An 18,009-nucleotide genomic window follows, 5' to 3' on the forward strand; every position below is an offset into this window, starting at 1 on the left:
CGCTTTCGCGGCCTTTTCCATTTCTGCACTCTGCTGTTTGTGCCTCTTTTATCGGGCGGCTATCGTGACGTGGCTGTCTACAAACAAGGAGATAACAGCATGAAATGTGGAATCAAAGCACTGTTTATTACGCTGGCTATTGCCACCACCGGGCTGAGCGCGGGCGCACTGGCGGCGACACCTGCCGCTAAACCACAGGCGGTACAGAGTAAGACCGACGCCGCAGCGCCGGGGCAGGGGCAAACCAAAGCGGCTGACGTTGGTAAAAACGTGGATGATGACGGTACGCGAGTCAGCATCAATTCGGCCTCTGCGGAAGAGCTGGCCCGCGTGATGAATGGCGTCGGGCTGAAAAAAGCGCAGGCCATCGTAAGCTATCGTGAAGAGTATGGTCCTTTCAAAACGGTCGACGACCTCAAGCAGGTTCCGGGCATGGGGAGCGCGCTGGTTGAGCGCAACCTCGCACACCTGACGTTGTAATCTCACAATTACTTGCACAGCGGCAAAATTTTGCCAGGATAAAGAGGTCATACCAGTTATGACCTCTCATCCTACAATAACAGTAAAGGCTATTGCGCTATGCAGACAAAAATAAAAGTACGCGGTTTTCACCTCGACGTTTACCAGCATGTGAACAATGCCCGCTACCTGGAGTTTCTTGAGGAAGCGCGCTGGGACGGGCTGGAAAACAGCGAAAGCTTTCAGTGGATGACCGCGCACAACATCGCGTTCGTGGTCGTCAATATTAATATCAACTACCGTCGCCCTGCCGTGTTGGGCGATGTGCTCACGGTGACCAGCCAGGTGCAGCAGATCAATGGCAAAAGCGGCGTGTTAAGCCAGGTGGTTACGCTCGATCCGGAAGGGCAGGTGGTGGCTGATGCGTTGATCACCTTTGTCTGTATCGATCTGAAAACGCAGAAAGCGCTGCCGCTGGAAGGGGAATTGCGCGAAAAGCTGGAACTGATGATCGTGTAACCCAGGTTCAGGCTTACCCGTGCTGTCGACACCTGTTATGCGACAGCACGGTCAGGTCACCCTATTTAAGCCCGGTTTTTTTCTGCATTGCGGCCATCACGCCGGCTTTATCGACAAGATAGTGGTTCAGCCCGTTAGCGCGCAGATTACAGGCGGCGCACTGGCCGCAACCGTCGCCTTTAATGCCGTTGTAGCAGGTGAGGGTTTCGCTGCGAACCAGGTCCAGCTTGCCCCAGTAGTCGGCCAGCGCCCAGGTTTCGGCTTTATCCAGCCACATCAGCGGGGTTTCAAAGCGCGTCTCTTTCGCCATCCCCAGATTGACGGCGTGATTTAACGCCTTCACGAACTCATCACGACAGTCCGGGTAGCCGGAGAAGTCTGTTTCACACACGCCCGTGATCACCGCTTCGGCTTTTACCTGGTAGGCATAAATTGCCGTCAGGGTGAGGAACAGAATATTGCGGCCCGGCACGAAGGTATTCGGAATGCCGCTGGCATCGGGTTCGTAGTCCGGGACGGGAATACTGTCCCGGGTGAGGCTACTCACGGCCAGTTCATTTAACAGCGTAACGTCCAGCACCTTATGCGCGCGTGCCCCCAGTTTCAGGGCCAGTTCACGGGCAACGTCGATCTCAGCGCGATGTCGCTGACCATAATCGAAAGTGACACAGTGAACCTCATCGTACTGATGAAGAGCCTGGACCAGGCAGGTAGTAGAGTCTTGTCCTCCGCTGAACACGACGACGGCACGTTTCATAAATCATCTCGACTGTTACGGTAAAAACGATATGTTACCGTCTGCCTGTGGCGGCGACCAGCTTCTTCACGATTTGGGGGCGGGCAGCCAGGCTTCGGTAAAATCAAACCAGCCGCGGGTGTTGAGGCGAATCCCATTCACGCCCGGCGGCGCGCTGATCTGATACTGATAATTAAAGAGCGGCGTCAGCACTGCATTTTCCATTAATCGGCTAAAAATGGCCTTCAGGCCCGCGTGCCGATCCCGAGCTTCGGCCTGAGTCTGTACCGCATCCAGCGTGGCTTGCAAATGGGCGTACGCCGGTGCGCTTAACACGTGTGGCCAAAGCGTATCGCAGCGCAGCCACTGCTCAAGCGTATACGCTGGCGCTTCGCCAATCAGCCTGTCGCCCATCATGATGTCTGCTTCGGCAAGCTGCTGGCATCCGTCCCACGTCTTGGCGTCATGAAAGATGACGGTCAGCTCACAACCCTGTAGCGCCAGGTACGTCTTCAACTGGCTGGCCATGGTGTGAAGCTCAACGGGAAGATGGTAAACCAGCGTCAGTGCTTCAGGCAGGGCAACATCGGTTAAATCAGTCCAGTCGGGGATTGTCCAGCCGGGAAGCAGTTCCCCGGTGGGGGTGATGAGCTCTTCGTTTAGCGGAAGCGTGTGGAGAAGCCTGGAGTGATGAATGATATTAATCAGCCGCTTTGCCTGGTTCTCACTCAGGCGTGCGCTCTGTTTTAGCGTGAGGTAACAGAACCCCAGGCTGGTGCTGCTGCTTACCAGCCGCAGACTTTCCAGCTCGTCGGCCTCACCAATCGCGATTTGCACCGGGTGACGGCAGCTGGTACCCAACCTGTGATCAAAAAGCTGGGGTGTGATCCAGTATTCGATGGCTTTGAGCAGCGGATGGCTCAGGTGGTACTGCTCATGGCTTTCCAGACGAACCAGGTCGGGTTCAAAGGCGACCAGCCGAAAGGGGCCGCTGCCAATCGTCGAATGGTCGGGATGCGCCAGACGGCTACAGTAGGTTGCCAGCCTGTGCGGCAGCCAGTAGTCCGGATGATGCAGCGTAAACGTCAGGCACTGCGGATGCGTTGTTTCGATACAGAGGACGCTCTGAAACAGGGTGCGCAGGGCGGGAAGCGTCAACAGCGCGGTCAGGCTCCGCTGGAGATGCGCCGTTTCAATTTTATCGCCGTTATGCCAGTGCAGCGTGGAGCGAATGTAGAAATGCCAGCGCAGCCCATCATCCGACACATCCCAGTGATGCGCCAGATCGCCCGTCGGTTCACTGCTGTTGCCGTGAAATCGCGTCAAACCTGAGAAGACTTGCCCTGCCAGATGCTGCTCTGCCCGACCCGGTAAAAAGCCCAGCTGAAGCGGCTCCAGTGAGCGGTAGTAGGGGATGCGCAGCGTCGGCGTGTCGTTTTGCCACTGCCCACCCAAAAACGGGTGCAGCAGCGCACGCAAATCTTCGGGAGCAAGCTGCGCCAGCTCGAGGGCGTTATGCTGCTGCCCGCTTTTTAGCGCTTCTTCCATCATCGTATTGCGCAGTGATTCCGGAGTGACGTGAAACGTCAGCGCACCGCGCCTTCCACGCCCGGACTGCGCGCGCCAGGTCAGCCAGCCCGCCTCCTGGGCCTGACGCAGCAGAGTACGGACATGTCGCTCGCTACAAAAGCAGCGGCTGGCAAGTTCATTTACGGTTACCTGCTGCGGCGCGCCAGCGGAAGGTTGCCACAGGCGTTGATACTGGTTAAGACGGTTAAGCTGGCGCATAAGAAACCCGGAACAATAATTTTCATCTATTCACTATTACTTCCGTATATCTCACACGATACTGATGCACAAGTTAACCGCATCACATTTCGGGAGTAATCATGGCTCGGCTCGCTGCATTTGATATGGACGGTACGCTGTTAATGCCGGATCACCGTTTAGGGGAGAAAACCCTGAACACGCTGAAGCGCCTGCACGAGCGTAATGTCACCCTGACGTTTGCCACCGGGCGTCATGTTCTGGAAATGCGCCATTTGCTGGGCGCGTTTGCCCTCGATGCCTTTCTGATCACCGGCAACGGGACGCGAATTCACTCTGTAGAAGGCGATGTGCTGTACCGACAGGATCTCAATCCGGAAGTGGCGGATATTGTGCTGCACAGTGCCTGGGACACGCAGGCCAGCATCCACGTCTTTAACGATCGGGGCTGGTTTACCGGAAGCGACATCCCGGAATTATTGCACGCGCATGTGTATAGCGGTTTTAAATACCAGCTTATCGATCTGCGTCGGATCCCCGCCCATGCGGTGACCAAGATCTGCTTCTGCGGCGATCACGACGATCTCTGTCGCTTACGGATCCAACTGAATGAGGCGCTGGGCGACCGGGCGCACCTGACCTTCTCGGCGGTGGATTGCCTGGAAGTGCTGCCGGTGGGCTGCAACAAAGGTTCCGCTCTGGCGGTGCTGAGCGACCACCTGGGATTAACGCTGCAGGAGTGCATGGCGTTCGGTGACGCCATGAACGACCGCGAAATGCTGGGTAGCGTAGGTCGCGGCCTGATCATGGGGAATGCGATGGCGCAGCTGAAAGCAGAACTTCCCCATCTGCCGGTTATCGGTCACTGCCGTAATGAAGCAGTGTCCCATTTTTTGACGCATTGGCTGGACAATAACAACCTCCCATATTCCCCCGAATAGTGAGACCCTTCCAGCAAGCCAGGCTTCGGTCTGGCTTTTTTTATTTCAGCAGTTGAGCAATCTGCGCCTTCCAGGGGGCGATATCACCGATGTTGGCCTGCACCCACTCCGCATTGTAGTAGGTCTCGAGATAACGCTCGCCGCTGTCGCACAGCAGCGTGACGATGGAACCGGTGCGTCCCGCTTCGCGCATACGTGCGGCAAGCTGCAGCGCGCCCCACATATTGGTGCCCGTCGAGGCGCCCACTTTGCGGCCCAGCTGCGTTTCCAGCCAGTGCGCCGTTGCCACGCTGGCGGCATCCGGCACGCGCATCATCTCGTCCACAACGTCGGGGATGAAAGAGGGCTCAACGCGCGGACGGCCAATCCCTTCAATCTTACTCCCCACCGGGCTGCGCAGACCGGCATCGCGGTTTTGCCAATAGTCGAGGAACACGGAGTTCTGCGGGTCAACTACCATCAGCTGGGTATCGTAACCCTGACAGCGGATATAGCGTCCGATCGTGGCTGACGTGCCGCCGGTACCGGCACTCATCACAATATAGGACGGAACCGGATGCGGTTCGTGGGTCATCTGGCGGAAGATACTGTCGGCAATGTTGTTATTCCCGCGCCAGTCCGTCGCGCGCTCGGCGAAGGTGAACTGGTCCATATAGTGGCCGTTCAGCTCACGAGCCAGCATTTCAGAGGCGGCGTAGATTTCGCAGGCGCTTTCCACAAAGTGGCAGCGACCGCCGTAAAATTCGATCTGTTCGATTTTGCGTTTTGCGGTGCAGGAGGGCATCACCGCAATAAACGGCAGGCCCAGCAGGCGGGCGAAATAGGCTTCGGACACCGCCGTTGAACCGGAAGAGGATTCAATGATGGTGGTGCCTTCTTTAATCCAGCCGTTACATAAACCGTATAAAAACAGCGAGCGCGCCAGGCGATGCTTCAGGCTGCCGGTAGGATGGGTGCTTTCATCTTTCAGATAGAGCTGAATGCCGTCAAATCCCGGCAGGGAAAGGCGAATCAGGTGCGTATCCGCCGAGCGCTGATAGTCGGCATTGATTTCGCTGATCGCATGTTTAACCCAGGTGCTATTCATCGTCGTTATCCGTTTGTCATTTTGTGCCTAGCATAGCGAAAAGCACAGAAAAAATTGTTGCTATCTGGCCTTTAAAATAGAATTAAGGGAGAAAAATTTTCTCTGTGAGGTGGGTATGCTAGATAAAATTGACCGCAAGCTCCTTTCATTGCTGCAAAGTGACTGTACCCTCTCTTTGCAGGCGCTGGCAGATGCCGTTAATCTGACCACCACCCCGTGCTGGAAGCGGCTTAAGAAGCTGGAAGATGACGGTATTCTTCTGGGGCGCGTCGCGCTGTTAGATCCTGAAAAACTGGGGCTTGGGTTGACGGCATTTGTGCTGATAAAAACCCAGCATCACAGCAGCGAGTGGTATTGCCGCTTCGTTACCCAGGTGTCTGAGATGCCCGAAGTGCTCGGTTTCTGGCGTATGGCCGGCGAGTACGATTACCTGATGCGCGTCCAGGTGGCCGACATGAAGCGTTATGATGACTTCTACAAGCGGCTGGTGAACAGCGTGCCGGGGTTATCGGACGTCACCTCAAGCTTCGCTATGGAACAGATTAAATACACCACAGCATTACCCATTGAATAACTTCGTAAAATACCTTCAGGAACAAACCGCGTGCGATTATTTGCCCAATTAAGCTGGTACTTTCGTCGGGAGTGGCAACGCTACCTCGGTGCAGTCGCCCTGCTTATTATCATTGCTATCCTGCAGCTGATCCCGCCGAAAGTGGTGGGCTACGTCGTGGATGGCGTCACCGAACAGCATTACACCACCGCACGGGTGTTGATGTGGGTTGGCACGCTGGTGCTGACGGCGGTCATTGTTTATCTGCTGCGCTACGTCTGGCGCGTGCTGCTGTTTGGTGCGTCCTATCAGCTGGCCGTTGAGCTGCGTGAAGATTTTTATCGCCAGCTGAGTCGACAGCATCCCGAATTTTATCTGCGCCATCGCACCGGGGATCTTATCGCGCGCGCGACTAACGACGTCGATCGCGTGGTCTTTGCCGCCGGGGAAGGGGTGCTGACGCTGGTGGACTCGCTGGTAATGGGCTGCGCGGTGCTGATCGTCATGTCAACGCAGATCAGCTGGCAGCTGACCCTGCTGGCGCTGCTGCCGATGCCGCTCATGGCGCTGGCGATCAATCGCTATGGCGAACAACTGCACGAGCGCTTTAAGCTGGCGCAGGCGGCGTTTTCGTCGCTGAACGATCGCACCCAGGAGAGCATGACCAGCATCCGCATGATCAAAGCGTTTGGTCTGGAAGACCGGCAGTCCGCGCTGTTTGCCGCCGATGCGGCCGACACGGGGGCGAAAAACATGCGCGTCGCGCGTATTGACGCGCGATTTGATCCAACGATTTATATCGCAATCGGCATGGCAAATATGCTGGCGATTGGCGGCGGTAGCTGGATGGTGGTGCAGGGCACGCTCACCCTGGGCCAGTTGACCAGCTTTGCCATGTATCTGGGGCTGATGATCTGGCCGATGCTGGCGCTGGCCTGGATGTTTAACATCGTGGAGCGCGGCAGCGCCGCCTACAGCCGTATTCGCGCCATGCTGGCCGAAGCGCCGGTGGTCAATGACGGCAGCGAAGCGTTGCCGGAAGGACGCGGCGTCATGAAAGTCGACGTCCGCAAGTTTATCTATCCGCAAACGGAACATCCGGTACTGGAGAACGTCAGTTTTACCCTTCAGCCGGGCCAGATGCTCGGCATCTGCGGCCCGACGGGATCCGGTAAAAGCACCGTGCTGTCGCTGCTCCAGCGTCACTTTGACGTCACCGAGGGCGATATTCGTTTCCATGATATTCCGCTGACCAGGCTGCTGCTGGATGAGTGGCGTGGTCGCCTGGCGGTCGTCAGCCAGACGCCGTTTCTTTTTTCTGACACCGTGGCGAACAACATCGCGCTTGGGTGCCCTGCGGCAACGCAGGAAGAGATCGAGCATGTGGCACGTTTGGCCAGCGTGCATGATGACATTTTGCGCCTGCCGCAGGGCTACGAAACGGAAGTCGGGGAACGCGGCGTCATGCTGTCCGGCGGGCAAAAACAGCGTATCTCCATTGCCCGCGCCCTGCTGCTCAATGCGGAAATCCTGATTCTGGACGATGCGCTCTCCGCCGTGGACGGCCGTACCGAGCATCAGATCCTGCATAACCTGCGCCAGTGGGGCGACGGACGCACGATAATTATCAGTGCCCACCGTTTGTCAGCGCTTACCGAAGCCAGCGAAATTCTGGTTTTGCAGCACGGCCATATTGCCCAGCGCGGGCAGCATGAAACGCTTAGCGAGCAGCCGGGTTGGTATCGCGATATGTACCGTTATCAGCAGCTTGAGGCGGCGCTGGACGATGCGCCGGAGCAGGATGAGGAGGCCGCCAATGCGTAAGCTCGGAACGATGTGGCCGACGCTCAAACGTCTGCTAGCCTACGGCTCGCCGTGGCGTAAACCGCTCTCCGTTGCCGTGCTTTTACTCTGGATTGCGGCGATTGCCGAAGTGAGCGGACCGCTGCTCATCAGCTATTTCATCGACAATATGGTCGCCAAAAGCTACCTGCCGCTCGGGCTGGTGGCGGGGTTAGGCGTGGCCTACGTTGGGTTGCAGCTGGCGGCGGCAGGGCTGCACTATGCGCAGTCGCTGCTGTTTAACCGTGCCGCCGTGGGCGTGGTTCAGCAGTTGCGTACCGATGTGATGGACGCGGCGCTTCGCCAGCCGCTCAGCGAGTTTGATATCCAGCCGGTCGGGCAGGTGATTTCGCGCGTGACCAACGATACCGAGGTGATCCGCGATCTGTACGTTACCGTGGTGGCAACTGTGCTGCGCAGCGCGGCGCTGATTGGCGCGATGCTGGTGGCGATGTTCAGCCTCGACTGGCGCATGGCGCTGGTGGCGATAACGATCTTCCCGGCGGTGCTGATCGTCATGGTGATTTACCAGCGTTATAGCACGCCAATTGTGCGCCGGGTGCGCGCCTATCTGGCCGATATCAACGATGGCTTCAACGAAGTGATCAACGGCATGAGCGTCATCCAGCAGTTCCGCCAGCAGGCGCGCTTTGGCGAGCGCATGGGCGAAGCCAGCCGTTCGCACTATATGGCGCGTATGCAGACGCTGCGCCTGGACGGTTTCCTGCTGCGACCGCTGCTGAGCCTGTTCTCGGCGCTGGTGCTTTGCGGGCTGCTGATGCTCTTTGGCCTGAGCGCAAACGGTACGATTGAAGTGGGCGTGCTGTACGCTTTCATTAGCTATCTGGGACGCCTTAACGAGCCGCTGATCGAACTCACTACGCAGCAATCGATGCTGCAACAGGCGGTTGTCGCCGGTGAGCGCGTCTTTGAGCTGATGGACAGGCCGCGCCAGGCCTACGGCAATGACGAGCGACCTCTGCAAAGCGGGGCTATCACCTTTGATAACGTCTCATTTGCCTATCGCGAAGACCGTCTGGTGTTGCAGGAGATTACGCTCGATGTGCCGTCACGCGGTTTCGTCGCGCTGGTGGGCCATACCGGCAGCGGTAAAAGCACGCTCGCCAGCCTGCTGATGGGCTACTATCCGGTCACGCAAGGCGAAATCCGCCTCGACGGACGTCCGCTCGCGTCGCTCAGCCACACGGTGTTACGCAAAGGCGTTGCGATGGTGCAGCAGGATCCGGTCGTGCTGGCCGATACCTTCTACGCCAACGTAACCCTGGGACGGGACTATTCAGAAGCGCAGGTTTGGGCGGTACTGGAAACGGTGCAGCTGGCAGAGCTGGCGCGCGGGTTCAGCGACGGGATCAACACGAAACTGGGCGAGCAGGGCAACAATCTCTCCGTGGGGCAAAAACAGCTCCTGGCGCTGGCGCGCGTCCTGATTGAAACGCCGCAGGTGCTGATTCTGGACGAAGCCACGGCCAGCATAGATTCTGGAACCGAGCAGGCGATTCAGCAGGCGCTGGCCGCCGTACGCGACCATACGACGCTGGTGGTGATTGCTCACCGGCTCTCCACCATCGTCGACGCGGACACGATTCTGGTGCTGCATCGCGGACAGGCCGTGGAGCGCGGTACGCACCGCGAGCTGCTGGAAGCACAAGGGCGCTACTGGCAGATGTACCAGCTGCAGCTGGCGGGCGAAGAGCTGGCCGCCAGCGTGCGTGATGAAGAGTCCCTTAGCGCCTGATGCACTAAAATGAGGCGTCGCGCTAACAGTCATTCCTGTTGGTGCAAAACTGAAACGCACCCTGCACCGGCATGGTGCGTTTTTTTTCACCGGTTCATTTATCAGAACCGTGTAACGCACATCGCACCGCGATTCCCTCACGTTTTCATTTCTGGCACATCCCTTGCAATACCTTCCGCGTAAGCTGCGGCCATTACCGAATTCTGACTGGAGGGGATCTATGAAGCTGGTTACGGTTGTAATCAAACCATTCAAACTCGAAGACGTGCGTGAAGCATTGTCTTCAATGGGTATTCAGGGACTGACTGTCACCGAAGTGAAAGGCTTTGGTCGTCAGAAGGGTCATGCCGAGCTTTATCGCGGGGCGGAATACAGCGTTAACTTTCTGCCAAAAGTAAAAATTGATGTCGCGATTGCTGACGATCAGCTTGATGAAGTCATTGATGTCATTAGCAAAGCGGCCTACACCGGCAAAATTGGCGACGGCAAAATTTTCGTTGCCGAACTGCAGCGCGTCATTCGCATCCGTACCGGCGAATCTGACGAAGCGGCACTGTAATTAACGCCTGGCACACAGTGATAGGGATCGAGAAAATGAAGATAGCAACACTTAAAACGGGTCTGGGTTCGCTGGCGCTGCTGCCGGGCCTGGCGCTGGCTGCTGCCCCTGCGGTGGCCGACAAAGCCGATAACGCCTTTATGATGATCAGCACCGCGCTGGTGCTGTTTATGTCCATTCCGGGCATTGCGCTGTTCTACGGCGGTCTGATCCGTGGCAAAAACGTTCTCTCCATGCTGACGCAGGTTGCCGTGACGTTTGCACTGGTCTGCGTGCTTTGGGTGGTTTACGGTTACTCTCTGGCGTTCGGCACGGGTAACGCGTTCTTTGGTAACTTCGACTGGGTGATGCTGAAAAACATTGAACTGACCGCGCTGATGGGCAGCTTCTATCAGTATATTCACGTGGCGTTCCAGGGCTCGTTCGCCTGCATTACCGTCGGGCTGATTGTGGGCGCGCTCGCCGAGCGCATTCGTTTCTCTGCGGTCCTGATCTTCGTGGTGGTCTGGCTGACGCTCTCCTATGTGCCGATTGCGCACATGGTCTGGGGCGGTGGTCTGCTGGCCACGCACGGCGCGCTGGACTTCGCGGGCGGTACCGTTGTCCACATTAACGCCGCGGTCGCGGGTCTGGTGGGCGCTTATCTGATTGGCAAACGCGTGGGCTTCGGTAAAGAGGCGTTCAAACCGCACAACCTGCCGATGGTCTTTACCGGTACTGCGATCCTCTACTTTGGCTGGTTTGGCTTCAACGCCGGCTCAGCAAGTGCCGCGAACGAAATCGCCGCGCTGGCCTTCGTGAACACCGTTGTAGCCACGGCGGGTGCAATCCTCTCCTGGGTGTTTGGCGAGTGGGCGGTACGCGGGAAACCTTCTCTGCTGGGTGCCTGTTCAGGTGCGATTGCCGGTCTGGTTGGTATCACCCCTGCGTGTGGTTATGTCGGTGTCGGCGGTGCGCTGCTGGTCGGCCTGGTGTCCGGTCTGGCGGGTCTGTGGGGCGTGACCGCACTGAAACGCGTGCTGCGCGTGGATGACCCTTGCGATGTGTTCGGAGTGCACGGCGTGTGCGGGATTGTCGGCTGTATCATGACCGGTATCTTCGCGGCGAAATCGCTCGGTGGCGTGGGCTACGCAGAAGGCGTCACTATGGTTCATCAGGTGCTGGTGCAGCTGGAAAGTATCGCTATCACCGTGGTGTGGTCTGCGGTCGTCGCTTTCATCGGCTACAAGCTGGCGGACATGACGGTCGGTCTGCGCGTACCGGAAGAGCAGGAGCGCGAAGGTCTGGATGTGAACAGCCACGGCGAGAATGCGTATAACGCATGATCTGAGTGTCTTGCCGGGTGGCGGCTTCGCCTTACCCGGCCTACAACAGCACAAAACGTAGGCCCGGTAAGCGTCGCGCCACCGGGCTTTTTACATCAACCTCTGTTACGCATCACCCCTTCCTGCACCGTTGAAGCGACCAGCACGCCGTCCTGAGTATAAAACTCCCCACGCACAAACCCGCGGGCGCTGGATGCCGACGTACTCTCCACGCTGTAGAGCAGCCACTCGTTCATGTTGAAGGGACGGTGGAACCACATCGAGTGATCGATCGTCGCGACCTGCATCCCTTTTTCGAGGAAGCCGACGCCGTGCGGCTGCAGCGCCACCGGCAGGAAGTTGAAGTCAGACGCATAGCCCAGCAGATACTGATGGACGCGGAAATCTTCCGGCACGGTGCCGTTGGCGCGGATCCACACCTGGCGCTTTGGCTCGGCGGTGTGGCCTTTCATCGGGTTGTGGAACTCGACGGGGCGGATCTCAAGCGGCTTATCGCAGAGAAACTTCTCTTTAACCTGCGGCGGCAGCAGATGCGCCAATGCGCGAGCGATATCCGTTTCCGATTTAAGATCGTCCGGCGAGGGGGCAGGGGGCATGACCTTCTGATGCTCGTAGCCCGGCTCTGGCGCCTGGAAAGAGGCGGTCATGTAAAAGATCGGCTTACCGTTCTGAATGGCCGCGACGCGGCGCGCGCTGAAGCTGTTGCCGTCTCGCAGAACTTCAACGTCATACACGATGGGTTTCGCGCTATCGCCAGGGCGTAAAAAGTAGCTGTGGAATGAATGCACCAGACGGTCTGCCGGGACAGTCTCCTTTGCAGCGTACAGCGCTTGTCCAACGACTTGCCCCCCGAAGACCTGGCGTAAGCCTAAATCTTCGCTCTGTCCGCGAAAGAGTCCTTCCTCAATTTTTTCCAGATTCAGTAATGTCAGCAGATTGTTCAGTGCCTGACTCATAGTTGTCCTCAATAAACGCCGTAGCGAAAGATAGGCAGAGTATAACGCAGAAATGAAAGTGGTCCGATGGGTAGAATAATCTGAATATCGGGATGATTTCAGGCATTAATCAGTGAGTTGTGCCACACTTAAAAACGTTATGTGATTGAAACGACATCGGATGGGATCGATCCCGCTGGTGCATTGATGATAAGGAGACTTCAATGAAACTCGTGCCTATGCTAAGTGGTGTAGCGATTGCGGTGGCGTTGTCCGCCTGTGCCGGTAAGAGCGCCCAGGTGCCAGTGCCAGCAGCTGACCCGAACGGGATTAATACCCTTTCGCAGCAGTCCATTCAGCAGCCTAACGTTTCCGGTACCATCTGGATTAAACAGAAAGTTGCGTTGCCGCCGGATGCGGTATTAACGGTGACGCTGTCTGATGCTTCCCTGGCCGACGCACCGTCGAAAGTCGTGGCCCAGCGTGCGGTCCGTACAGAAGGTAAGCAGGCGCCATTTAGCTTCGTGTTGCCGTATAACCCGTCGGACGTGCAGCCTAACGCCCGTATTCTGCTGAGTGCAGCGGTAACCATCAACGGTAAGCTGGTCTTTATCACCGATACGGTTCAGGAAGCAATCAACAACGGTGGGACAAAAATCGACCTGAACCTGGTGCCGGTGCAGCAGACCGAAGTACCGGTCGCACCGCAGACCAATCAGCCGTCTCTGCCAACCCCACCGACGCAGATGTAATTCCTGCATTTCCCCTCTCCTCCGGGAGAGGGGTCAATATATCCAGCGAAACTTCTGCAAATCGATCTGACCCGACCCTGACACCTGCACCCCTTCTGAAAGTAACGCCTGACGCTGACGCTGGAGATCCGGCCCGGTGAGTGAGATGGCGCCATGACGGTTCACCACCCGATGCCAGGGCAGCGTGCTGCCTTCCGGCAGCCGTTTCAGGACGCCTCCAACCTGTCGCGCCGCGCGCGGGGAACCGGCCAGGCGCGCGACATCACCATAGGTGGTGACATAGCCTTCCGGGATTGAAGCCACGATTTGCCATACGCGCTGTGGAAAAGAGTCCTGCTCGTCCATACCTTCACCTGCGGGGAGTTTCTGGAGAGCCATGGTAAACGAAGATCGCCCTGATTGCTGCGCCTGTTTGCGCAAGAAACCAGCATCCGGTTCCTGGCGGCTTGCAATTGGGCCTTCGCACAGGGATAATGCGCCAGCGCGTTGGTTATCAACGCTCTCAATGGGGGCTCTGTTGGTTCTCCCGCAACGCTACTCTGTTCACCAGGTCAGGTCCGGAAGGAAGCAGCCAGGGCAGACGACGTGTGTGCCGGGATGTAGCTGGCAGGGCCCCCACCCATTTCTGAGCCTCTGCGTTCTTCCCTGATTTTTGCCTCTTCCCTGGACGTTATTCCCTAATAAGATTATGCCTATAGCATGTAATATATATTTCATCGTGCTGAAATATTATTGTCATAAACTTGTAATAATAGTCGGGCATTTTATCGTTGGCCGTCTATTTTCTGGCATAACTCAAAAAAATATATATCTGGATAACATTGTTAACTTCGTGTATTAAATAAAGTACTTATTCCGAAGGGAAGTGACAAACATGGCTACAGCGGTATTAAACGTTAAGATTGATGACGCGCTAAAAGAAAGACTTCGCCACTATGCGGAAGTGAATAACGAGAATTTAAGCGTGACGACAGAGAAACTGTTGCTGCTGGCGTTCGAGGCAGTAGAAGAGGCGGGAGTATCGGAAGAGGATATTGATAATCAGCATACGGAAGAAGAGAATGTTTCTCCATTTACTCCTAAAGAAATCAAGGCTCTACGTAAACTTCTGAAGAAGAGAAAATGAAACAACAACTGTCAACTGCCAGTGACTACAAAGAGGCCTGCGATTTGTTGCGTTCAGGCTACGTGAAGCATGTACGTCTTGGCTGGAATGTCGGAAGTGATGAGTTCTTTCGTATTGCGTCTGACTGGTGTGATACTGGCGCAAAAATAAAGAAAGACGGTGAAAACTTCGTTATTTCACTGAAAGGGTTTCCTATTCCTGCTCAGCATTAATTCCGGACTGGTGAAAACAGCTGACTGTATCCATGACAGTCAGCTGTTTTTATTTTTTATGATCGGCTTCAAACTTTTTGCTATTAAATCACGCTGCGTTTAACGGCTGGCACGTTTTTATTCAGGGCGAGCCATAACGGTTTAATCCTCAGCAGCGCCTGTTCAAGCTCTGTCGGCTCGAGCGAGAAGGGCATCCGCAAATAGCGGTCAAACGCACCCGATAAACCAAACCGCGTACCGGTCCCCAGATTTATCCCCAGAATCTCAGCCCGCGCGGCAAGCTGCGTCGCCAGCATGCCGGGAAGCTCAATCCAGTATGAGAGCCCGCCCTCTGCTTCATGGAATGTCCACTCCGGGAAATGTTCACGCAGCAGTTCACCGCATCGATCGCGTCGTTCCGCCAGCATTTTGCGGCGTGCGGGTAGAAACGTCTCGCTGTTGTTGATGAGCCACAGCGCCGCCAGCTGTTCCAGCAGCGGCGAGCCTAAATCCAGCGTATCGCGCGTCTGGGCAAGCGTGGCGATCGTGCGCGAGGACGCGCGGATCCAGCCGAGACGCAGCCCGCCCCAGAAGCTTTTTCCGGCAGAACCTAAGGTGATGACGGTGGCCTGCGGGTTAAAGGAGGCCAGCGGGGGCGGAGGAGGGGCGTCAAACCAGAGATCCACCATCGTTTCATCCACCACCAGCGTCGTACGGGTTTGCGCAGCAATATCGGTAATGGCCTGACGGGTCGCGACATCCATGCAGCGCCCGGTGGGGTTATGAAAATCAGGCATCAGGTACGCCAGGCGCGGCGCGGTTTGGGCAAGCGTGGCGGCGAAGCCGTCCGTATCCCAGCCCGTTTCCGGCAGCGACACCCCCACGGGCCGACACTGCGCGCCCTGAATGGCGGCAATCGCCAGCGGATAGGTGGGATGATCGACCACGACGCGATCTCCCGGCCCGGTCATCATCCGCAGGACCAGCGCGAAGCCGCTGACGGCGCCATTGACCACCATTACTTCGTCCGCGCGGGTGGGAAGACCCGCGCGGTGTAGCGCGCAGCGATGGCCTCCCGCAGCGTCGGGAGCCCTAGCTGATCGTAACCCGTCAGCGCGAGGTGCTGCGTAATGGCCGTGAGCGCGTGGGTATACGCCTGGTGGATTTCCGGCCCGGCATTGAGGGCGGCAGTGGAGAGGTCCAGTGCGGCACTCGCCGCGGAAAGCGTGGGAACGGCGCGCGTATCCGGGAGGATCACGCGTGACCCGCTGCCGTGGCGGCTTTCAAGATATCCCTCCTCGCGCAGATGGGCGAGGGCGCTGCTGATGGTGGTCCGGCTCACGTCCAGCGCCGTGGCCAGCTCGCGCTCCCCCGGTAGCCGCGTATTCAGTGCCAGACGTCCGTCAAGGATTAACAGGCGCAGCGCATTGGCCAGCTGCCGCCAGAGCGGCGTGCGGGATGAGGTTTGCTGCCAGTGGCCTAAAAGGCGTACCAGCGACTGGCTTCCGAAGCGACGTGACGACATATGCAGTCCACTATTTGAAAACTGGACATTAATCATAGTGCCATTTTAGGCCAGGATGAAAGCCTGGTTCACAGGAGAAGATAAAAATGGTACGTCGTCTGCTACAACTCTATGTCGGTTTAGGACTGTATGGCCTGTCCACCGCGATGTTTATTCGTTCCGATTTGGGCGTCGACCCCTGGGATGTATTTCACCTTGGGGTGGGGTTACAGCTGGGAATGACTATCGGAACGGTGATTATTGTGACCGGTGCCGCGGTGCTGCTGCTGTGGATCCCGCTGCGCCAGATGCCGGGGCTTGGCACGATCAGTAACGTGATTTGTATCGGTCTGGCGGCGGACGCCAGCATGGCGCTTATCCCGGAACTGGACTCGTTACCTGTGCGCATCGCTTTCCTGGTGTCGGGCATCGTGATGAACGCGATTGCGACCAGCATGTACATCGGCGCCGGTTTTGGACCTGGCCCGCGCGACGGCCTGATGACCGGCATTCATGCCCGGCTGGGATGGTCCATTCGCAGCGTGCGTACCTCCATTGAGGTGTCCGTCCTGCTGATTGGGTGCGTGCTTGGCGGCACGTTTGGGGTGGGAACGGTAGTGTACGCTCTGACCATTGGTCCACTTATCCAGCTCTGTCTGCCCTGGTTCCGCCAGAAGCCGCGGGTTGCTGAAATCGCGCAGCCGGAGCGGGTTGTTTAATTTTGCGAAGCGCTCACATGTTTTAACGGCGTCGCTGTGCCACAATAATGGGCCCCGACTCACGCGATGCCACAATGCATGAAAGCTATCACTCTCTATGATGTCGCCCTCCTTGCGGGGGTTTCTTATCAGACCGTCTCTCGCGTCATTAACGACGCGGAGCATGTGTCTGCCCGTACCCGGGAAAAGGTTCAGCAGGCGATGGCGGAGTTGCACTACGTGCCTAACCTGCGGGCACAGCAGCTGGCGGGTAAACGCACCCGCACGCTGGGACTCATCACCACCGATCTGGCCCTGCATGCGCCCTCGCAAATTGTGTCGGCGGTAAAATCCCGCGCGGCGGAACAGGGGGCGAGCGTCCTTATCTCCATGGTGGAGCAACCGCAGCAGTGTCAGGCCGCGCTTCAGGCGCTGCTGGCACAGCGGGTGGACGCGCTGCTGGTGAATGTTCCGCTTGATGATGAACACGCCGAACAGCTGAGGGCGCTGGCGTCGCCCGTTCCGGTGCTTTTTCTTGATGTCTCGCCTTCAGCACAGGTAAACAGTCTTGTGTTTAACGCCGGGCAGGGCGCGCATCTGGGCGTTGAGCATCTGCTTTCGCTGGGGCATCAGCATATTGCTCTGCTGAGCGGGCCGGAAAGCTCAGTCTCTGCTCGGGCGCGTCTGGCGGGATGGAAAGCGGCTCTGGCCCGCGCGGGGCATGAAGCCACTGCGGTGGCCTACGGAGACTGGAGCGCGGCCAGCGGTTATGAGAAAGGACATGTGCTGCTGTCGGGTACCGCATTGCCGGATGCCATTCTGGTGGCGAACGATCAAATGGCGCTGGGGGTAATGCGCGCCTGCGCGGAAAAGGGGATCGCGATTCCAGGTCAGATGTCGGTGGTCGGGTTCGACGATACGGCTGACAGCGCCTGGTTTTCCCCGCCGCTGACGACCATTCGCCAGGCGTTTCGCGAGGCGGGCGAGCGCAGCGTGGAGTGGCTGCTGGCGCCCACCGAAGGCGAGACGTGCTGGCAGGTTCAGCTGCCGGTGACGCTGGTTACCCGCCATTCCAGCGCGCGCCGCGCGCCGCAGCAGGCCGAACGCGAGGATCTGGCGCAGCAGCTCAGAAGCCTGGCTCTCCTGGCCGAGCAGCTTGTCCGCAAATAAGACTTTTGTGATCGGACTCGCTAGCCTGCGATTGAATGCTTTACCGTCGCAGAATGCCAGGGCATGTTAACCAAAATTGTGAGCGCTTC

The 18,009-nt window shown here is 57.6% G+C and carries 17 protein-coding genes, 1 other RNA gene and 2 pseudogenes; 14 read left to right on the forward strand and 6 right to left on the reverse strand.

The window, feature by feature from the left end; translation table 11 throughout:
• Positions 1 to 99 precede the first annotated feature (99 nt).
• Both PI91_RS07745 and PI91_RS07750 read left to right on the forward strand, forming a co-directional pair.
• A complete protein-coding gene (locus PI91_RS07745; RefSeq protein WP_025912626.1) occupies positions 100 to 480 on the forward strand; it encodes a helix-hairpin-helix domain-containing protein in 381 nt (126 codons plus the stop codon).
• A 99-nt stretch (positions 481 to 579) separates the two neighbouring features.
• Entirely contained in the window at positions 580 to 978 is a 399-nt protein-coding gene (locus PI91_RS07750; RefSeq protein WP_021241651.1) for a YbgC/FadM family acyl-CoA thioesterase, read from the forward strand.
• A gap of 61 nt (positions 979 to 1,039) precedes the next feature.
• Here PI91_RS07750 and queC read toward each other — a convergent pair whose 3' ends face one another.
• Positions 1,040 to 1,735: a 7-cyano-7-deazaguanine synthase QueC gene (gene queC, locus PI91_RS07755; RefSeq protein ID WP_039265840.1), complete on the reverse strand. Its 696-nt coding sequence runs from the start codon at positions 1,733 to 1,735 to the stop codon at positions 1,040 to 1,042.
• Positions 1,736 to 1,801: 66 nt separating this feature from the next.
• Positions 1,802 to 3,502, reverse strand: a complete 1,701-nt coding sequence (locus PI91_RS07760) for an SgrR family transcriptional regulator (RefSeq protein ID WP_039265841.1) — start codon at positions 3,500 to 3,502, stop codon at positions 1,802 to 1,804.
• A 101-nt stretch (positions 3,503 to 3,603) separates the two neighbouring features.
• Here PI91_RS07760 and cof point away from each other — a divergent pair, with 101 nt between their 5' ends.
• Positions 3,604 to 4,422 (forward strand): HMP-PP phosphatase, encoded by an 819-nt coding sequence (gene cof / locus PI91_RS07765; RefSeq protein ID WP_039265842.1) that lies wholly within the window; start codon positions 3,604 to 3,606, stop codon positions 4,420 to 4,422.
• Between the two features lie 40 nt (positions 4,423 to 4,462).
• Here the strand turns inward: cof and PI91_RS07770 are convergent, their stop codons facing one another.
• The gene (locus PI91_RS07770; RefSeq protein WP_008503308.1) at positions 4,463 to 5,509 is read right to left on the reverse strand and encodes a PLP-dependent cysteine synthase family protein; all 1,047 of its coding nucleotides are present in this window, start codon (positions 5,507 to 5,509) and stop codon (positions 4,463 to 4,465) included.
• A 115-nt stretch (positions 5,510 to 5,624) separates the two neighbouring features.
• Between PI91_RS07770 and PI91_RS07775 the strand changes: the two genes are divergently transcribed.
• The 5 genes from PI91_RS07775 to amtB all read left to right on the forward strand — a co-directional run bounded on the left by PI91_RS07775 (position 5,625) and on the right by amtB (position 11,544).
• Positions 5,625 to 6,083: an Lrp/AsnC family transcriptional regulator gene (locus tag PI91_RS07775; protein WP_008503307.1), complete on the forward strand. Its 459-nt coding sequence runs from the start codon at positions 5,625 to 5,627 to the stop codon at positions 6,081 to 6,083.
• A 30-nt stretch (positions 6,084 to 6,113) separates the two neighbouring features.
• Complete coding sequence (locus PI91_RS07780; protein WP_021241647.1) at positions 6,114 to 7,886, forward strand: SmdA family multidrug ABC transporter permease/ATP-binding protein; 1,773 nt, start codon at positions 6,114 to 6,116, stop codon at positions 7,884 to 7,886.
• Entirely contained in the window at positions 7,879 to 9,660 is a 1,782-nt protein-coding gene (locus PI91_RS07785; RefSeq protein WP_021241646.1) for a SmdB family multidrug efflux ABC transporter permease/ATP-binding protein, read from the forward strand. Before PI91_RS07780 ends, PI91_RS07785 begins: the two co-directional genes overlap by 8 nt.
• 220 nt (positions 9,661 to 9,880) lie before the next feature.
• Positions 9,881 to 10,219: a P-II family nitrogen regulator gene (glnK, locus tag PI91_RS07790; protein WP_008503304.1), complete on the forward strand. Its 339-nt coding sequence runs from the start codon at positions 9,881 to 9,883 to the stop codon at positions 10,217 to 10,219.
• 35 nt (positions 10,220 to 10,254) lie between these two features.
• The gene (gene amtB, locus PI91_RS07795; RefSeq protein ID WP_008503303.1) at positions 10,255 to 11,544 is read left to right on the forward strand and encodes an ammonium transporter AmtB; all 1,290 of its coding nucleotides are present in this window, start codon (positions 10,255 to 10,257) and stop codon (positions 11,542 to 11,544) included.
• A gap of 95 nt (positions 11,545 to 11,639) precedes the next feature.
• Here the strand turns inward: amtB and tesB are convergent, their stop codons facing one another.
• Positions 11,640 to 12,500 carry an acyl-CoA thioesterase II gene (gene tesB, locus PI91_RS07800; RefSeq protein WP_023293157.1) on the reverse strand — a complete coding sequence of 287 codons (861 nt, stop codon included), beginning with the start codon at positions 12,498 to 12,500 and terminating at the stop codon, positions 11,640 to 11,642.
• 203 nt (positions 12,501 to 12,703) lie between these two features.
• On the opposite strand from tesB, the gene PI91_RS07805 reads away from it, so the two are divergent.
• Positions 12,704 to 13,231 (forward strand): YbaY family lipoprotein, encoded by a 528-nt coding sequence (locus PI91_RS07805; protein WP_008503301.1) that lies wholly within the window; start codon positions 12,704 to 12,706, stop codon positions 13,229 to 13,231.
• 33 nt (positions 13,232 to 13,264) lie between these two features.
• On the opposite strand, the pseudogene PI91_RS07810 reads toward PI91_RS07805, so the two are convergent.
• Positions 13,265 to 13,662 (reverse strand): annotated as a pseudogene (locus PI91_RS07810) (MGMT family protein).
• Between the two features lie 84 nt (positions 13,663 to 13,746).
• On the opposite strand from PI91_RS07810, the gene ffs reads away from it, so the two are divergent.
• The 3 genes from ffs to PI91_RS07820 all read left to right on the forward strand — a co-directional run bounded on the left by ffs (position 13,747) and on the right by PI91_RS07820 (position 14,569).
• Positions 13,747 to 13,843, forward strand: an RNA gene (gene ffs, locus PI91_RS24610) — signal recognition particle sRNA small type.
• 262 nt (positions 13,844 to 14,105) lie between these two features.
• Complete coding sequence (locus PI91_RS07815; protein WP_021241644.1) at positions 14,106 to 14,357, forward strand: hypothetical protein; 252 nt, start codon at positions 14,106 to 14,108, stop codon at positions 14,355 to 14,357.
• The gene (locus PI91_RS07820) at positions 14,354 to 14,569 is read left to right on the forward strand and encodes a hypothetical protein (RefSeq protein WP_008503298.1); all 216 of its coding nucleotides are present in this window, start codon (positions 14,354 to 14,356) and stop codon (positions 14,567 to 14,569) included. Before PI91_RS07815 ends, PI91_RS07820 begins: the two co-directional genes overlap by 4 nt.
• Before the next feature lie 83 nt (positions 14,570 to 14,652).
• Here the strand turns inward: PI91_RS07820 and PI91_RS07825 are convergent.
• Positions 14,653 to 16,073, reverse strand: a pseudogene (locus tag PI91_RS07825) (PLP-dependent aminotransferase family protein).
• 86 nt (positions 16,074 to 16,159) lie between these two features.
• Here PI91_RS07825 and PI91_RS07830 point away from each other — a divergent pair.
• Positions 16,160 to 16,771 (forward strand): YitT family protein, encoded by a 612-nt coding sequence (locus PI91_RS07830; RefSeq protein WP_039265846.1) that lies wholly within the window; start codon positions 16,160 to 16,162, stop codon positions 16,769 to 16,771.
• Positions 16,772 to 16,849: 78 nt separating this feature from the next.
• Positions 16,850 to 17,920, forward strand: coding sequence for a LacI family DNA-binding transcriptional regulator (locus PI91_RS07835; RefSeq protein WP_039265847.1), 1,071 nt, complete (start codon positions 16,850 to 16,852; stop codon positions 17,918 to 17,920).
• Positions 17,921 to 18,009 lie beyond the last annotated feature (89 nt).

The organism is Enterobacter sp. FB (assembly GCF_000805795.1).
GTDB classification, from domain to species: domain Bacteria; phylum Pseudomonadota; class Gammaproteobacteria; order Enterobacterales; family Enterobacteriaceae; genus Enterobacter; species Enterobacter roggenkampii.

What these genes read in the sequence shown, in the direction of transcription:
- PI91_RS07745 (WP_025912626.1), top strand. Translation starts at nt 100, where the DNA reads ATGAAATGTGGAATCAAAGCACTGTTTATTACGCTGGCTATTGCCACC.
- PI91_RS07750 (WP_021241651.1), top strand. Translation starts at nt 580, where the DNA reads ATGCAGACAAAAATAAAAGTACGCGGTTTTCACCTCGACGTTTACCAG.
- queC (WP_039265840.1), bottom strand. Translation starts at nt 1,735, where the DNA reads ATGAAACGTGCCGTCGTCGTGTTCAGCGGAGGACAAGACTCTACTACC.
- PI91_RS07760 (WP_039265841.1), bottom strand. Translation starts at nt 3,502, where the DNA reads ATGCGCCAGCTTAACCGTCTTAACCAGTATCAACGCCTGTGGCAACCT.
- cof (WP_039265842.1), top strand. Translation starts at nt 3,604, where the DNA reads ATGGCTCGGCTCGCTGCATTTGATATGGACGGTACGCTGTTAATGCCG.
- PI91_RS07770 (WP_008503308.1), bottom strand. Translation starts at nt 5,509, where the DNA reads ATGAATAGCACCTGGGTTAAACATGCGATCAGCGAAATCAATGCCGAC.
- PI91_RS07775 (WP_008503307.1), top strand. Translation starts at nt 5,625, where the DNA reads ATGCTAGATAAAATTGACCGCAAGCTCCTTTCATTGCTGCAAAGTGAC.
- PI91_RS07785 (WP_021241646.1), top strand. Translation starts at nt 7,879, where the DNA reads ATGCGTAAGCTCGGAACGATGTGGCCGACGCTCAAACGTCTGCTAGCC.
- glnK (WP_008503304.1), top strand. Translation starts at nt 9,881, where the DNA reads ATGAAGCTGGTTACGGTTGTAATCAAACCATTCAAACTCGAAGACGTG.
- amtB (WP_008503303.1), top strand. Translation starts at nt 10,255, where the DNA reads ATGAAGATAGCAACACTTAAAACGGGTCTGGGTTCGCTGGCGCTGCTG.
- tesB (WP_023293157.1), bottom strand. Translation starts at nt 12,500, where the DNA reads ATGAGTCAGGCACTGAACAATCTGCTGACATTACTGAATCTGGAAAAA.
- PI91_RS07805 (WP_008503301.1), top strand. Translation starts at nt 12,704, where the DNA reads ATGAAACTCGTGCCTATGCTAAGTGGTGTAGCGATTGCGGTGGCGTTG.
- PI91_RS07815 (WP_021241644.1), top strand. Translation starts at nt 14,106, where the DNA reads ATGGCTACAGCGGTATTAAACGTTAAGATTGATGACGCGCTAAAAGAA.
- PI91_RS07820 (WP_008503298.1), top strand. Translation starts at nt 14,354, where the DNA reads ATGAAACAACAACTGTCAACTGCCAGTGACTACAAAGAGGCCTGCGAT.
- PI91_RS07830 (WP_039265846.1), top strand. Translation starts at nt 16,160, where the DNA reads ATGGTACGTCGTCTGCTACAACTCTATGTCGGTTTAGGACTGTATGGC.
- PI91_RS07835 (WP_039265847.1), top strand. Translation starts at nt 16,850, where the DNA reads ATGAAAGCTATCACTCTCTATGATGTCGCCCTCCTTGCGGGGGTTTCT.